This window comes from Brevibacterium sp. MGP-B1, assembly GCF_057766545.1.
Window position 1 is genome coordinate 1,745,748 of sequence record NZ_CM173407.1, and the last position, 15,589, is coordinate 1,761,336.

General features: G+C 58.6%; 11 protein-coding genes. 3 read left to right on the forward strand and 8 right to left on the reverse strand.

Translation table 11 applies throughout. The features are described from left to right. Positions 1 to 12 precede the first annotated feature (12 nt). Entirely contained in the window at positions 13 to 780 is a 768-nt protein-coding gene (locus AC3CD9_RS07970; RefSeq protein WP_488367135.1) for a glucose 1-dehydrogenase, read from the forward strand. A 49-nt stretch (positions 781 to 829) separates the two neighbouring features. On the opposite strand, the gene dctP is transcribed toward AC3CD9_RS07970, so the two are convergent. The 4 genes from dctP to AC3CD9_RS07990 all read right to left on the reverse strand — a co-directional run bounded on the left by dctP (position 830) and on the right by AC3CD9_RS07990 (position 5,267). Next, positions 830 to 2,107, reverse strand: a complete 1,278-nt coding sequence (dctP, locus tag AC3CD9_RS07975) for a TRAP transporter substrate-binding protein DctP (RefSeq protein ID WP_488367136.1) — start codon at positions 2,105 to 2,107, stop codon at positions 830 to 832. A 141-nt stretch (positions 2,108 to 2,248) separates the two neighbouring features. Further along, positions 2,249 to 3,838, reverse strand: a complete 1,590-nt coding sequence (locus tag AC3CD9_RS07980; protein ID WP_488367137.1) for a TRAP transporter large permease — start codon at positions 3,836 to 3,838, stop codon at positions 2,249 to 2,251. Then, positions 3,835 to 4,329 (reverse strand): TRAP transporter small permease, encoded by a 495-nt coding sequence (locus AC3CD9_RS07985; protein ID WP_488367138.1) that lies wholly within the window; start codon positions 4,327 to 4,329, stop codon positions 3,835 to 3,837. Before AC3CD9_RS07985 ends, AC3CD9_RS07980 begins: the two co-directional genes overlap by 4 nt. Next, positions 4,329 to 5,267, reverse strand: a complete 939-nt coding sequence (locus AC3CD9_RS07990) for a LysR family transcriptional regulator (RefSeq protein ID WP_488367139.1) — start codon at positions 5,265 to 5,267, stop codon at positions 4,329 to 4,331. The genes AC3CD9_RS07985 and AC3CD9_RS07990 overlap by 1 nt, the downstream gene beginning before the upstream one ends. Before the next feature lie 106 nt (positions 5,268 to 5,373). Here AC3CD9_RS07990 and AC3CD9_RS07995 point away from each other — a divergent pair, with 106 nt between their 5' ends. After that, complete coding sequence (locus tag AC3CD9_RS07995) at positions 5,374 to 6,081, forward strand: aspartate/glutamate racemase family protein (protein WP_488367140.1); 708 nt, start codon at positions 5,374 to 5,376, stop codon at positions 6,079 to 6,081. A gap of 254 nt (positions 6,082 to 6,335) precedes the next feature. Then, entirely contained in the window at positions 6,336 to 8,033 is a 1,698-nt protein-coding gene (locus tag AC3CD9_RS08000) for an SIR2 family protein (protein ID WP_488367141.1), read from the forward strand. 1,589 nt (positions 8,034 to 9,622) lie between these two features. Here the strand turns inward: AC3CD9_RS08000 and AC3CD9_RS08005 are convergent. The 4 genes from AC3CD9_RS08005 to pabB form a co-directional block, all read right to left on the reverse strand. Then, positions 9,623 to 10,384, reverse strand: a complete 762-nt coding sequence (locus tag AC3CD9_RS08005; RefSeq protein WP_488367524.1) for an SDR family NAD(P)-dependent oxidoreductase — start codon at positions 10,382 to 10,384, stop codon at positions 9,623 to 9,625. 205 nt (positions 10,385 to 10,589) lie between these two features. Then, the gene (locus AC3CD9_RS08010; protein ID WP_488367142.1) at positions 10,590 to 11,924 is read right to left on the reverse strand and encodes an MFS transporter; all 1,335 of its coding nucleotides are present in this window, start codon (positions 11,922 to 11,924) and stop codon (positions 10,590 to 10,592) included. A 157-nt stretch (positions 11,925 to 12,081) separates the two neighbouring features. Beyond that, positions 12,082 to 12,963, reverse strand: coding sequence for an aminotransferase class IV (locus tag AC3CD9_RS08015; RefSeq protein WP_488367143.1), 882 nt, complete (start codon positions 12,961 to 12,963; stop codon positions 12,082 to 12,084). After that, entirely contained in the window at positions 12,960 to 15,386 is a 2,427-nt protein-coding gene (gene pabB, locus AC3CD9_RS08020; protein WP_488367144.1) for an aminodeoxychorismate synthase component I, read from the reverse strand. Before pabB ends, AC3CD9_RS08015 begins: the two co-directional genes overlap by 4 nt. Between the last annotated feature and the right edge of the window lie 203 nt (positions 15,387 to 15,589).

Sequence of the window (15,589 nt, forward strand, 5' to 3'; positions counted from 1 at the left end):
AAGGGAACCATCATGAAGAGCTCGTTCAATCTCGAGGGAAAGACCGGCCTGATCACCGGCGCAGGTCAAGGAATCGGCCAAGCTGTCGCGAAAGCGTGGGCTCAGGCCGGGGCAGACGTGGCGATCCTCGACGCGAATGGGGAAAATGCCGCACGCACCGCCGCTGAGCTGGGTTCCATCGGTGTGCGGAGTCTGGCAATCACCGTCGATGTCACCGACGAAAGCGCCGTCCACGACGCTGTGCAGCGCGTGGACTTTGAGCTCGGAGAATTGGACATCGCCTTCAACAATGCCGGAATCGCGCGCGGCGAGGTGCCTTCGGTCGAGATGCCAGCGGAGTGGTGGAAAAGCGTCATCGATGTCAACCTCTCCGGAGTTTTCTACTGCGCCCAGGCCGAGGCCAGAGTCATGTTGCCACGCGGACGCGGTGCCATTCTCAACATGGCATCAATGTCAGGCGTCATCGCCAACAAGGGACTTCTCCAGCCCAACTACAACGCGTCGAAGGCTGGCGTCGCCCATCTGACCCGGTCATTGGCCGTTGAGTGGGCGCCGCAGGGAGTACGTGTGAATTCGCTATCTCCCGGATACATCCTCACTCCTCTGACAGAACGAGATGAAGTCGCCGACAAGCGCGCAGAATGGATCTCTGGAATCCCCATGGGACGCATGGGCACGGTAGACGATCTCACCGGTCCGGCGACATTCGCGGTCAGCGACGCGTCAGCATATATGAACGGCCATGATCTCGTCGTCGACGGGGGCTTTGTCTGCTGGTGACCCGCACCAGTCACTGAACCAACGGCACGGCTTCATCGATTCGACCCAATCACTCCGGTCGATGCTCGGCCATGACCTTCGCGAACAGATCGTCGCCGAGCTTGTCGTAAGAGGCGTCCTCCGGGTACCACTCGTCGAGTGAGGCGAAATCGCCCTTGTCGTCGTATCCGAGCGCAGACACGGACTTCGCCCACTCGGTTCCAGCATCGCTCAGCGTCTTCGGCGCACCGGTGACGCCCGCCTTCTCCGCGGTCTTGTCCGACAGGGTCTTCGCGTACTTGGCCACCTGCTTCTGTACTTCATCGTCAAAAGCCTGCACCGAACCGTCGTTGTCCTTCGCCTGCTCAACTGCCTGAGCTTTCGCTCCGATGACGACCTCCATCATCGTGGCAAAAGTCGTCGACATCGAGTCGAAGATGACCTGCTGGTAGGCGACCGGCAGACCGTTGAACTTGTTCCCGGCGACGATCGCACCGGCCGACCGTGCAATGCCCGCGTCCGAGGCCACACCGATGTTCGGGGCCACCTCGAAGGTGCCGGCCTCAACGTTCGGTGCCAACTGCCCTAGGTCGCAGTCGACGGTTCCGCGCTGCAGCGCCTCGTAGGTCTCCGGGAACGACAGTGACACCGGAGTCGCGCCCAGGTCGGTCACCTGCTTGCCGGCCGCGGCCGAACCGACACGCACCTGCTTGCCCTTCCAGTCATCGAGTGAGGTCATCGGCTTCGAGCACATTGTCGAATACCCACCGGCGGCGAGCATCGGAATGAGCGGAACGAGGTTCTTCTTCTCGAACTCCTCGAGCACCTCGGGCGTCTCCCACGCGGCCTGGACGCCGGCCGCATTCGCCGCCAGGTCACTGGCCACCGGCGAGGACGGCAGCGTCGACATGGCCGTGCCGATCGCGTCGAAGGCCGGGTACTCGGCCGGGGTGTACGACGGCAGAGTGAACGCGAGGTCGACGCGTCCATCGGCCAGGGCATCATCGACGTCTTCATAGCTGGCGATCGCCTGGCCCCACACGATATCGACGGTGATCTTGCCGCCCGAGCGTTCTTCGATAGCCTTCTTCACATCGAGGCCGTTCGGCGCAAGGATCGACTTCTCCGACATCGCCGACGGCTGGAACTTCAGTGTCACCGGGTCAAGATCGGCCAGAGCCTCATCGATCTCGTCCTGGGAGGCGTCATAGGCGAAGCCATTCCCCGCGGAGTCTCCCGAACCCGTTCCGTCGCCGCCGACGGATCCGGCGCATCCGGCCAACAGTGCCAGCGATGCGGCCGCCGCAATGACCTGAGCAGGACGTGCTGCCGTGCGGATGCGCTTCATGGGACTCCTTTGAACGAAGGCTGAGAATTCCCTCCAATCATATGCCCGAATGAGGTGACCCTAACCATGAGTCCGCTCACACCCTGCGGCAGCCATCGAAACGACACGGGATACGGGTGGGCAGGGCCGCCTCGGCGAGGGTTATCCGGACATTCCCCCGCTCGTGCGGCTGATGAGATCGGGCAGCCATTCGGTCATTCCGGGAACAGCGACCATGAGAATGAGGAAGATGACGCCGACGGGCAGGAACCACAGCAGGGAGATGAAAATATCACGCAGCGTGACCGTGACACCGAGGTTGACCTCGGGGTTCTTCGCGATCGAGTGGACGATATAGGGGATGATGCCGACCGGCGGGGTGACCATCGCGAACTCGCCGAGGAGGACGACGAAGACCCCGAACCACAGCGGGCTCACGCCCATCGTCTCGAGGGTGGGCAGGAGGATCGGGATGGTCAGCAGCATCATCGACAGGGTGTCGAAGAACATGCCCATGACGATGTAGAGGACGATGAGGACGAGCAGGAATCCGATCCGCGAAAGCCCGAGATCCGTGATGAAGCCGGTGAGAATGGGCGCGAGCCCGGTGATGGCGAGCAGGCTGGTGAGCATGGTCGCACCGATCATGATGAAGAAGATCGCCGAGGTGGCCGCCACCGTATCCATGGCCGATTCCGCGATCTTTCGCCACGGCCCGTCGCCTCGCTTCTCCCACAGGCACAGCAGCAGGGAGCAGAGTGCGGCGGCGGCTCCCGCCTCGGTGGGAGTGAAGATGCCTGAGAACATGCCGCCGAAGAGAACGACGAGGATGACGGCGAAACCCCACACGCTGGTCAGGGAGGTGAAGCGGTCGCGCCAGGTCGTCGTGGGGCGAGTGGTGTTTGCGTCTGTTGCGGTCTTGGCGCTTTGGCCGCGGCCGACGAGCCTCGAAACGACGACGCCGATGGCGAAGATGAAGGCAGCGAAGCACACGGCGAGCAGGATCCCGGGGACGGCTCCGGCCATGAGTGCGGGACCGACTGGCACGGAGGCGATGCCGGCGTAGACGACCATGAGGATCGAAGGTGGGATGAGGTTGCCGGTCATGCCGGAGACCATGATCGTGCCGACGGCCATGCGGCGGTCGTAGCCGGCCTTGAGCATCTCGGGGATGCCGGCGCGTCCCAGGGCGTAGGTCATACCGATGGTCGACCCGGTGACGGCAGACAGGCCGGCTCCGGCGAAGGTGGTGCCGATGCCGATGCCGCCGGGCAGCCAGGAGAACCAGTGATCGGCGACGCGGTAGATCTTGCCGGAGAGTCCGGATTGGGTGAGCAGCATGCCCATGAAGATGAACAGGGGAAGCACGCTCATTGACCAGTCCGAGACGGCACTGAACGGTGCGGTGGAGAGGATGTTCATCGTCGCCGGGATGCCGGACACGGCGTAGACGCCGATGATCGACGGCACGGATAAGGCAATGGCCACTGGGACGGAAAGGAAAAGGAGGACGAGCATCATGCCGATGCACCAGGCCCCGCCAATCGCTGCGCTCGGACTGGTGAAGAGGCCGACGAGGCAGACGGCGACGAGCCCGAACCCGATGGTCAGGGCGAGAGTGCCGGGCCGTTCGCGGCGGGAGCCTGAGGGGAAGAGTGCTGTGGTGTTCGGGCGTTCGGTGCCGGTAATGTTCGCGCTCTTTGAGTCTTCTGGCGGCAGGGGTGCGCCGGTGAGGTCGGTGTTCGCGTTCACTGCTGCTCCCCCACCTGGCTGCGGCGGCGAAGCGTGGCGATGGCGTCGAGGACGTAGAGCACGGCGAGGAGCACGAACACGATCGGCACAAGGTAGTACACGGGCCAGGTGATGACGGCGGAGACGTCGGCGGTGGACCCGATCGCTGTGTTCTCCAGCGCCTTCATCAGCCCGAACCAGGCGAAGGCGATCGATACGAGTGCACCGAGGATGCACGCGAACACCGTGAACACTGCGGCGGTGGCGGGCTTCGCCCTCTCGACGGCCATGGTCACGGTGATGTGTTCCTTCTGCAGCTGCGCGGCCGGGATTCCGAGGAGGGCGACGATGGGCAGGTACCAGTATTCGACGATCTCGTTGGTGCCGTAGAGCGGGGCGTGGAAGATCGACCGCGCGAGGGCGTGGGTGACGATGTGGAGCATCATCACGATGATCGCCGCGGCCGTGGTGACCGTCAGCCATCTGTCGAGAACTTTAGTGAACGTGCTCATCAGGAGTCACCAGCTTGGAGAGCGTCGAGGAGGTCGACAACTTCGGAGGCGTCTGCCAGTCCGTCGGGGATCATCGCGGTGACGCGACGGGCGCCGGCCTCAGCAAGGGCGATGGGGTCGATTCCTGGGATTTGTGAGTAGCGGCGGGCGCTGCGAGGCAGCAGCGCGACACCAAGTCCGTTGGAGACAAGAGATTGGATGGCGCCGGGGTTGTCCGTGATGTGCCGGCTGCGGGGTTCAAAACCTGCGGTGCGGCACAGGCGTTCAGCAGTGGATCGGCACCGCACGCATCCCATGATCCACGGCAGTTCGGCAACATCGTTGAGGTGTTGGATCTGCCCGGCACGGTTCCAGCGTTCGGGCACGAGAAGGTCGAGGTGGTCGGCGCCGAGGTCGACGGTCATGTGTCCGGCCAGCTCGGGTGGGGCTTCGTCTTCGTGATGGAAGAGGAAGGCGATGTCGATGGCACCGTCCTCGAGCAGACGCAGCGCTTCAGGTGGTTCGGCTTCGGAGACTTCGTAGGAGTGGTGAAGCGGCGAGTCCGCACTTGTGCCCGCATTGGATTCGAGCCGGCCAAGTGCTGCTGCCAGTGGGCCGATGACGAAGCTGGGGAAGCCCCCGAGGCGGACATTCCGTCCGCCGAGTCCGAAGGCTTTCGCAAGGTCGCTACGCAGCCCCGTCACCGAGGCGGCCACCTCGTTGGCGCGAATGCGAGCGAGCTGTCCCGCAGTTGTGAGACGAATGCCGCGTGGGGTCCGGTCGAAGAGGGTGACGCCGAGGTCTTTCTCGAGGGCGTTCATGTGTTGGGACAGTGCCGGTTGGGACCAACCGAGGACGCGTGCGGCGGCGCCGATGCTGCCGGATTCGGCGATTGCGCCGAAGATGAGGAGGCGTTTGGGCTCGCCGAGGTCGAGAGCCTGTTCGAAGACAGTAGCCATAAGTCCAGCTTATGCCAGAGCAGAGCGAACTGGGTCTACCGGGAGTCTCAGGTTCACGCGAGACTGGTCATAAAGGACGTCATTGCTGGAGTTGAGGAGTGGAAGTATGCGCAGAATCGGTCTGCTGGGTGGAATGAGCTGGCATTCGAGCATCGAGTACTACACGAAGATCAATGATGCCGTGGCAAAGCAGCTCGGTGGTCATCACTCGGCGCAGATCCTCCTCGATTCGTGCGATTTCGCGGATATCCGGGAGCTGCAGGAGGCCAACGATTGGGCTGGCAGTGATGCATCGCTCGTCTCGACGGCGCAGCGTTTGGTCGATGGCGGTGCCGAGGCAGTTGCGATTGCCACGAATCTCATGCACAAGTGCGCGCCGGCCATCGAGGCTCAGGTCGATGCGCCTCTCATTCACATGGTTGATTCGATCGCCACGATGGCGAAGCGTCGTGGCCATTCGACGCTGGCTGTGCTGGGCACCCGGTGGACGATGCTCGAGGACTTCTACACGGGCCGGCTCGAGGCACAGGGCATCAAAACGCTGGTTCCCGATGAGGCGACGTGCCTCGAGGTCGATCAGATCATCTGGGATGAGCTCACCCAGGGTATCTTCACCGAGGCTTCCCGCGCCCGATACGTCGAGATCATGAACGACCTCAAGGATCGCGGAGCCGAGGCGGTCACGCTGTCGTGCACGGAGATCGGACTGCTGGTTCCCCCGGAGACCGCTCCACTGCCAGCCATCGATTCCGTTGATGCCCACGTCGCCGCGATCGTCGAGTGGATGGTGAATCGACAAACAGCCGCTAGTTAGATCTCCAGTGCGAGCTAGCTTTCGACGCCGCGGCCGTAGTTAAACCATAGGGGGATGCTCAAAACCTCCCCGACCTTGACCCAGAACCATCTGCGACACTCTACTTATTCGACTCCGTCGAGAGGCACACATACCGAGGCGATCGAAACAACTACTTACTATCAACTCAATTCAGTCTCAAGACCGCCAAAAACTAGAAGCCATGTCTGCGTGTTGCCGAGCAAGCGACGGATGCAAAAGCGACAATGTCACCCATGAGCAAAAGTGCCCCAGACACAGAGCAGCTGGACTGGGATTCAATCCTGGGCGCCACTGGTGAAACGCACCTAAGAGATTCACTTCTCGATAGTTTGAGCAAACACAACGCCCTGCCATTTCTGTTCATCGGCAGCGGGATGTCTAGAAGGTACCTAGATTTACCTGATTGGATTGGTATTCTACGTAAATTCTCTGACGAAATAGACAGAAACGTAGACTACTACGTCGCCACGTCTAACGGAGACCTCCCGCGAGCGGCATCATTGCTCGCAAAAGATTATCACAATGCCTGGTTCAATCGCGAGGATTTTCAACAGAGAAGAGAAGCAAATCAAGGCGTCATTCATGACGATGAAGCAGCCCTAAAACTAGCAATGGCGCAGTTTGTACAGAACTCTTCAGATCTCTCAGAAGGCACTCCGGGAGTCGCAGAACATGCTCTCAGGCTTGAAATTGAGCGATTAAGTCAAGCGGTAATTGACGGCGTCATCACAACAAACTACGATAACCTGCCAGAACAAATTTTCAAAGACTTTGAAACTTACATTGGTCAGGATGAATTGCTACTAAGCAACGCGCAGTTTATAGCGGAAATTTACAAAATTCATGGTTCCTGCAGTCAATATGAATCCATCGTTGCTACCGAACGCGATTACGAGAACTTCACCGAACGCAATTCGTATTTAGCTGCCAAGCTTCTGACAATCTTCGCAGAGCATCCAGTCATATTCCTTGGATACAGCTTGTCTGACAAATATATTAGAGAAATAATAAATAGCATCTCACGGGCGGTTGGGCCTAACAACCTTAAAGCACTCGAAAAACGCATATATTTCGTGGAATGGGACGACGATCCCACATCCAGGTCCAGCATAAGTCAATATTTTATGGAAGTTTCGGCCGGACAAGCTCTTCCGATTACAAGAGTCGCCACAAACTCATTTCTGCCAATATTCGACAGCCTTGCACGTCTAGCCCGACCATTCCCCGCGAAAGTCTTACGTGAACTTCGCAAACACGTCTTTGATCTTGTCACACAGCAAGATTCCGAACATGGTCGCGATACATTGCACGTTGCACCAATTGACTCAGACGATGCAGACGGGCTCCGCGTGGTATTCGGTGTAGGCAACTTTTCCGAGGAGCAGACTAGCTTGATCTCGGATGTTGGATTCCGGGCATTGACACGCGAAGACCTAGCACGTGATGTCTTAGGAGTCAGGGAACGAGACCTTGATGCTAACAACGTCCTGAGACTCACGCTACCCGAGCTGACTAGAAACGCACCCTCTAGTTATCTCCCGATCTGGAAGTACATTCACAGCGACCCTTCGCTGACGAGTAAGTCACAGCTAGACCTGTCTGGGCTAGATTTCAGTGTTCAAACATTGGCCGAGCGAGTCCCTGTTCCATCGGATCAAAACAAGAGGCGATTTGACGGACAGCATCGTAGTACGTTGACTACACCTCGTGATATCTTCGACGCCGATCTCGCTTTATATTATAAGTTTGAGGCACTTCTCTGCCTAGAACCCGACTTGTTCGAGTTAAGCGAGCTTCGCGTCGTATTAATAGAACAGCTTGAGAATCCTGACAATGAAAAGCAGAATAATCGATCATCCTTATTCAAAGCAATAGCATACTACGACCGGCTCAAATGGGGGCCCCGCGACAACAGAGAAGACACTTTGTGATCTCCTGTGCCTCATCTTCGTACGGACAATCAGAATTAGCTAGTCCTGTTTTTAGCTCAATCAATTCAACGTGGCCACAGGAGTACAGATACGTACACTAGATTACTTTGGGTCTCATTCTTCGACACCAGAGATCGCATTTTCGGACGCGCCGTCCATCAGTGCAAAGTCATCTAGCGAAATAAATTGGTTGGACAGGTGCAGCTCTTTCACTGCAAGGATTGGCTGTCTACGCAGAACTGGCGATCGCGCTTTCACCGAATACGTGGGTGCAACAACCTTCAGCTATGAACGTACCCTAAGATTGCGTAACTGCAGGGCAGACAAAGACACTCTGTAGTCGAAATATTCAACGTTTTAAGATCAGCCCTTGAGGACATTTAGCTCCCGGTATATAGTTGAAGCAGACTTCTAATACTGCGATGCAGAAAATCCACAGATTCAACGTCGATTACGCCGCGCACCCGTAGTTATTTCACTATTTCCGGCTCCAGGGCTGGTAGATACATTACGATACAGACAACCACATACCAATCAATTCCTTATAAAGGGTAGTATTTTCCGCCTCCAAACTCAATCTTCAAAAATCCGGAGCCCAATCATGGGAGTCGAATCTATAATTGGCCTATACCTCGTTAGTAAACATGATATTTGGCACAAGTAATCCCCTGGGTTAGTGAATCCATTTTTGAGCCAGTTGGACCCAACTCAACGCGTCGATAGTTTCTAGCGCCTATTACCCCAGACTCTCCATACTTGCACACTCCAGTTTGGTGGAGAGAGGTGAGATGGCTTGTACAAATGCGAACGAATACGAGGAGCAACTGATGGCAAACGTCTCGATATCTTCAAAAACCTCGATTTGCTTAAAACTGAAGACTCGCCAATTCCGTCACTTAAAGGATAGTTGTTATTTTTGCCATCGTAAGGATAGCGTAGTAGTCGCTTTGGTTTATGCCTGCTCCCGTGCGGCGAAAACAGGCCCTTACTAAGTCTTTTCTCGATCGCGCTCTTCCCACCGGCAAATATAAAAAGGCACACAGTGCTCGGTGATTCATAGTTGATAGTCGCAAGTCGCGCAAGATCAATTAAGATGTTCTCTTCCGACGCATGACTAGATCCAGACCATTTCGCTTCAATACATACCGTTGATTGCTTGGACTCCCGGTCAAGAATTGCGAAATCTACCTCACGATTTCGTCCAGCCTTTTTCCCAGTCCTATCCTGCAATTCCGGGATAGCGAACCCCGGCCGAATATCGTGAGTTCGCGCGAGGACATTTGCCGCCAGAATGTCCATAATCGCTCCATGAAGATGCGCTTCACTAAAGGCATGACCTCGATTGCACGCGAAGTCATACTCCAGCCGACCATAAATCCCAGATGTTAACCTCTGGCCTAAGTCAATTGTCGAAGCCATATTTGTTCATCCTCATTTAGCCGGTGAGTATTCAACGTTCATCGAGTGAGATGCACTACGTTTGTTCATCTTACATAAGATTACTCGACTTTTGACAAGTAGTCTCTCGGAGAGATTGATCGTGCGAGAACAGTACTCGCTGATTTTCGGCTAAGGGAAACAAGCAGAGTTCAGCCATGCACGATACGGCGGGCCCAGTCTTCCAGTCCTGCAGCCGCCTCAGGAATCAGCGAATACTCCGTATTCGCACCGGAGCGAACATACCGCCCTGTGAACGAATCCAATCGTCCCGAAGCAGAAGCCAATCCGAGATTTGTGACCTGCTCGGGTGAGGTCCAGTCATCTCCCTGACGGAAATGGTGGACGGGCATCGACTCCGTCAGTGCTGTCTCGACGATGCCGGGAGCCATCTCGAAGATCCGCAGGCCCTTGTCGTGACCGAAGTGGACCACTGATTCGGCGATACGGAACAACGACGCTGTCGATGCTGAATAATCGGCGTAAGCAGAAGTGCCCTTGGCTCCCGACCCCGGGTTCAGGTCGATGATACGGCTCGGTCGGCCGGTCGCCTCGGCCCCCGCCATTAGCACCGGCGCGAACATGAGCGCAACACCGAGCACATTCGCCTCGACAACGCCCTTGAGGCGCTCCGGGGCGGCATCCTGCAGCGTCCCGTCAGTCGACTTAATGCGCCCTGCATTGTTGATGAGGACCTGCAGACGCTCGCCCGTCTCAGCCTCAAGCACGACCACGGACTCACGCAGCGCCGTCACCGCGGCGATGTCGTCAGTGCGCAGCCCGACTCCGGTCACCGCTCCACCAGTCGCCTCACCGAACTCATCGGCCGCGGCCTCCGCATTGTTCGCCGAAGTGGCCGAAGCGAATATGTGATATCCGGTCCTCGCGAACGCCTCCGACAGATGGCGTCCGATTCAACGAGCACTGCCGTTGATGATGGCGCTCGTCTCGGACGGGTCCGCGATCGCTACGGTGGTGGGCACTGGTCAGTCATACTGTTTGTTTCTCGTGGTTTGCTTCCCCAACGCAAAGGATACGAATGGACCCATCCGGAAAAGCACACGTTCCGACCGGGTCTCTATTCAGCCCAGTCTCAGCCGAGGCAACTGGCTCATCACCTCACCCATAGGTCCGCTCATCAGTGATGTCACTGCGTGAGCGGTCCTTGAGGAACTTCAACGCAACCAACGTGATGACCGCCGAGATCAGGATGTAGACGGACACTGCATACCCAGTTCCGAACTGGTGGATCAGCCACGTCGCGATCAGAGCCGCAGGACCACCGGCGATGATCGACGAGAGCTGGTAGCCGAGGCCAGCACCCGTATACCGGAGGTTGGTCGGGAACGACTCGGCGATGATCGACGCCTGGGGCCCGTACTGCATAGCGTGAGGCACAAGGCCGAGGCACAGGGCGACGAAAGCCAGCCAGGTGATGCCGCTGTCAAGGAGTGCGAAGTAGATGAAGCCCCACACGCCCATAATCGCAGCGCCCCAGGCATAGATCTTCTTCCGCCCGATCGTGTCCGAGTAAAGGCCGAACAGGGGTACCAACACGAACTCGATTCCTGCGGCGATCAGAGTTCCGATAAGCACGAAGTTGTACGTGTAGTCGTGCCCGTTCGAACCGCTGGTCATGTAAGAGAGCACAAACGCCGTAACTACGTAGAACGGCATCTGCTCCGACATCCGCAGAAGCGCCGAGAGGATGATCTCCTTCGGGAACCGGCGGATGACCTGCATGAGCGGCGCGGTCGTCGTGGTCTGTTCCGCGACGACTTTGGAGAACTGCGGGGTCTCCATGATCTTCAGCCGGATGTAGAGGCCGATGGCCACCAAGACCAGGCTGAGGAGGAATGGGATGCGGAAGCCCCAGGTAATGAACGCGTCCTTGCCCATGATTCCGTTGGACAGAGACATCAGTCCGGTCGAGAGGATCAATCCGATGGCGACTCCGAGTTGCGGCCAGCTTCCCATCAGGCCACGCCGCTTCTGGTCGCCCCATTCCATCGACAACAGAACCGAGCCGCTCCACTCGCCGCCGACAGCGATTCCTTGGCAGACGCGGAGGAGGATAAGGATGATCGGCGCCGCATCTCCCCAGGTTGCTGAGCCTGGCAGGAGGCCGATGAGAGCGGTGGAGATTCCCATGATCAGCAGAGTGACGATGAGCATGACCTTGCGGCCGATTCGGTCACCCCAATGCCCGAAGATCGCCGCACCCACCGGTCTGGCGAGGAACCCGACGAAATACGTGGCGAATGCGGCGAGAGTTCCGATATACGGTGAGACGTCGGGGAAGAAGAGATGCGGAAACACTAACGCCGCGGCGGTTCCGTAGAGAAAGTAGTCGTACCACTCGATCGTGGTGCCGATAGTACTAGCGATGGCTGCGCGTCTGACCTGGACATGGTGTTCGTGATCAGAAGGTGCAGGATTCTTGAGTTGGGACATGACAGCACACTTAGTCGCGAAATCTTCATTGACATTTCGACGTTACGACTGCCGGAAACTGTTTAACCCTTGGCTCAGTAAACTCCCAGTAATTGAAATCGAATCTCCACTTTTGAAAAGATGAGCGGCGTCGTCGGCAATGCCGCCGAAGTCGCCACTAAGGCCCTAGAGATTTCTCGCCATTCTTGAATTCGATGAGGGGAACTCGCATTGCTTCTATCCAGTCTCTCCAACGGTCGAAACCATACAAGTTTTCTCCTGAACGACCTGCAGAACCTGTTCCACGTTGCAGCGTCGCAGGAAAAGTTTCAGCGTCGCCATCACCGAGCACATTGACGAACTGATTTGCTCGGCGAATACTATGCAAAGCGTTGACCAACCACACCTCATACCCGAGCAGATCGTCAGGCCGCACGCGACGAAATTCGACCGGGATCGACCGAGCGCGAGCCTCTTCGAGAACCACCGCAGAGGTAACTCCCGGTAGTGCACCCAGCTCCGAATCCGGCGCACAAAGTGTCTCGCCATCCCACCACAGCAGGCTCGTCGTAGCTCCTTCAACGACGTACCTGTCCTCACTGATAAGAAGCACCTCATCACAGCCAAACTGCTCACGGGCGTCCGTCCGAACACGTTCAAGCAATGCGATGTCCGGACCCTTGCGCTCGGGAGTGGTTCGCGGGTCGGAGTATGGCGGGACGAGAACCGTCAATTCCCGTGTCCGCGCAGGCGCCGACCGTAATCGGAACGCCAACACGTGCCCAGCACCCGCCGGTTCTTCAAGGACATCCACACGCGGGAACCACTCCCCCGTTGCCGGGATCTTGTCGACCACCGCTGCCCAGAACTCGCCAGCGACCGCCTCACCGATTCCCACCTGAGCTGCCGCACGAGCGAACCGCGCCCGATGACGATCGAACGCACGCACCTGCCCGTTCTCAACGAACCACGAATCGGCAGCAACCAATGTCCAGGAACTGATGTCCGACTTCGGCTCGTCGAAACGCTGCTCCAGTGGATTCCACAGCCACACGTTCATCGTTCAACTCCACCCGAGTATTCGGTCGCGGTGAGATCGGCCGTTCCAGCCTCCTCGGCGAGGATCAAGATGCGGAAATCGCCATCACCAACTTGCTCTTCTGCATGAGCGCGCGTCGTAACTGCGGTTGGCCCAGCCTCAGCAAGATCACCCTCGCCAGGAAACTCCACCTGGCCGAGCAACCTCAGCACCGGTGCCGCCTTCACCACGGTCTCCGCATATTCCTCCTCCGAATCGGAGAGCGCGACGATCGCCCCGCCGACGCCATACCGCAGCTCCTCGCCGCAGACGACGAGCGTGCGAATGACGACGCTGAGGTCGACGGCACCGCCGAGCGAGAAGTACCCGACCGCGCCGCTGTACACCCCACGCGCGCCGGCCTCGAGCTCATCGATGATCGCCATCGTCCGCAGCTTCGGCGCCCCGGTCATCGACCCCGGTGGGAACGCCGCCCGCACACACGCCACCGGACTGGCATCCTCGGCCAAGCGTGAACTCACCGTCGAGACCATCTGATGCACCGTCGCATAGGACTCGATCCCGAACAGCGTATCCACCTGCACCGACCTCAGCTCGGCCGTGCGCCCGAGGTCGTGCCGCACGAGATCGACGATCATGAGATTCTCCGACCGGTCCTTCACCGAGGCGGCCAACTCAGCCTTGATCGCCTCGTCCTCGGCCAGGTTCGCTCCCCTGGGCCGAGTACCCTTGATCGGCTTAGACTCCACTCGGCCGTCTGCGCCAATCCTCAGAAATCGCTCAGGTGAGGTGCTGAGAATCGCCGCCTCACGCGTGCGGATGAACGCCCCGAACGGCGTCGGGTTGTCCGCGCGCAGCCGCAGGTACATTTCTAGCGGAGTTTCGTGCGGGCCGGCGGTGCCTTCGAGCATGTTCGTCAGGCAGACTTCGTAGGTCTCGCCATCGGTGATCTTCCCTTGCACTTGGTCGATGAGGTCGAGGTACTCGTCCCGACTGTGCCGTGCCACGAGCTTTGGATTGCGGCGTTTCGGCGGGTCTGTGGTGTCCACCTTCGCCGAGGCGGTGTTCGATTGTTGAGCGCCAGTGACCTCATCGGCGGGGACCGATGCGATCCGTGTGCGTGTGTGGTCGAGCCAGACCTGGTTAGCTGCTTGGCCGTCTGAGTCATCGGCGCGACGCAGCGCCAGAAGGTGGATGCGCTCGGTGTCGTGGTCGATGACCAACGCGCGGTCCAAGAACATCATGACGGCGTCAGGCAAGTCGGATTCGTGCCGATTCGGTGAGCCGACCTCGGCCTTGAGCTCGTAGCCGAGGTAACCGACCCACCCAAGCCGGAACTCGAACGGCAGGTCTTGGCTGTCCGCGCGCATGTCGGGGATTTCGGATCCGGCGCTGGGCGGTTCAACTCCTGTGCCTGACACTGAGACAGTCGTGCCAGCGAGCTCACCATCGAGCCAGTCGAAGAACCCGGACGACTGAATGATGTTCTCTGATTCGCCACTGGCCGAGCGACCTTCGACATTCCCTTCCGACACCGAGGCGGTCGCCACTCTGCTCCGTGGCCCAGTCGGCGCACCCATGATTGAGAACCGGGACGAGTCGTTGCCAGGTAAGTTTCCGTCGAGCCAAACGGCCTCAGTTTCTTCACCGAAGAGTTCGATGAACAGTTGCTCGTCGGAGACTGTCCGAGGGAGCACATCGGTGTCGAGAATGTAGTGGTGCCGAGAGTCAAAGAGATCGGTAGTCGATTGGGACGGATCGAGTCCAGCGCACGACCCCGCGGGGACGTCGTCATCGGAAACGACGTCTTTCCCAGCCCAATCTTCACTAGCCAGTAGGTCATTCTCTTGCCGATCCCGCCGCTTCCACGCCACAGTCAGCTCGACGAAGTTTCGCAGCAGCGTCCGTGCTTCCTCGGAGGCGATCGATTCCGGATGGAACTGAACTCCCCACTGCGGCTTGGTCCGATGCCGCAGCGCCTGGATGACCTCATCTTCGGACCACGCGGTCGCTTCCAAACAGTCGGGCAAGTACGTCGCTGCGAGCGAGTGATACCGCACCGCAGAGAATGGCGAAGGGAGCCCTGCGAAGAGCTCGGTCTCGGTGTGACGGATCTGGGAGATCCGACCGTGTCGAGGCTCTGGAGCATGCGCCACGACTCCCCCGTGCACGTGAGCAATCCCCTGGTGGCCGAGGCACACTCCGAGCACAGGGATCGGAGACTGCTCGATCACCTCGGCGCAGATGCCGAAATCAGCCAGCCGTTCCGGAGTTCCCGGTCCCGGGGAGATGACGACATTGTCGAACTCGTCGAGCACGCTCAGCTCGAATTCTTCCCAGTCGTTGGGCACGAACGTCGGCGCACACTCATTCACCTCGACGAGGAGATGGAAGAGATTGAGGGTGAACGAATCGGCATTGTCGATGAGCAGCGTCCGGATCACGCCTGCCTCCTCATACGCAGCGGTCTAGCACCTCAACGAATCCAATCGTCCGTGCGTCGTGGAAGTGAGGCAGGAACAATCGTATTCGACAGACAAGCGCAGCTGGTAGCGTCGCTCACGATCACACCCAAGGAGACAGGAAGACGTCAGTGTTCACAGCTTTGAAATTGACTGCGTGGATTCTTCTCGGCATCGGGTTGATC

Bases quoted from the DNA above. Each gene is read 5' to 3' on its own strand.
- AC3CD9_RS07970 (WP_488367135.1), top strand. From the start codon at position 13: ATGAAGAGCTCGTTCAATCTCGAGGGAAAGACCGGCCTGATCACCGGC.
- dctP (WP_488367136.1), bottom strand. From the start codon at position 2,107: ATGAAGCGCATCCGCACGGCAGCACGTCCTGCTCAGGTCATTGCGGCG.
- AC3CD9_RS07985 (WP_488367138.1), bottom strand. From the start codon at position 4,329: ATGAGCACGTTCACTAAAGTTCTCGACAGATGGCTGACGGTCACCACG.
- AC3CD9_RS07990 (WP_488367139.1), bottom strand. From the start codon at position 5,267: ATGGCTACTGTCTTCGAACAGGCTCTCGACCTCGGCGAGCCCAAACGC.
- AC3CD9_RS07995 (WP_488367140.1), top strand. From the start codon at position 5,374: ATGCGCAGAATCGGTCTGCTGGGTGGAATGAGCTGGCATTCGAGCATC.
- AC3CD9_RS08000 (WP_488367141.1), top strand. From the start codon at position 6,336: ATGAGCAAAAGTGCCCCAGACACAGAGCAGCTGGACTGGGATTCAATC.
- AC3CD9_RS08010 (WP_488367142.1), bottom strand. From the start codon at position 11,924: ATGTCCCAACTCAAGAATCCTGCACCTTCTGATCACGAACACCATGTC.
- AC3CD9_RS08015 (WP_488367143.1), bottom strand. From the start codon at position 12,963: ATGAACGTGTGGCTGTGGAATCCACTGGAGCAGCGTTTCGACGAGCCG.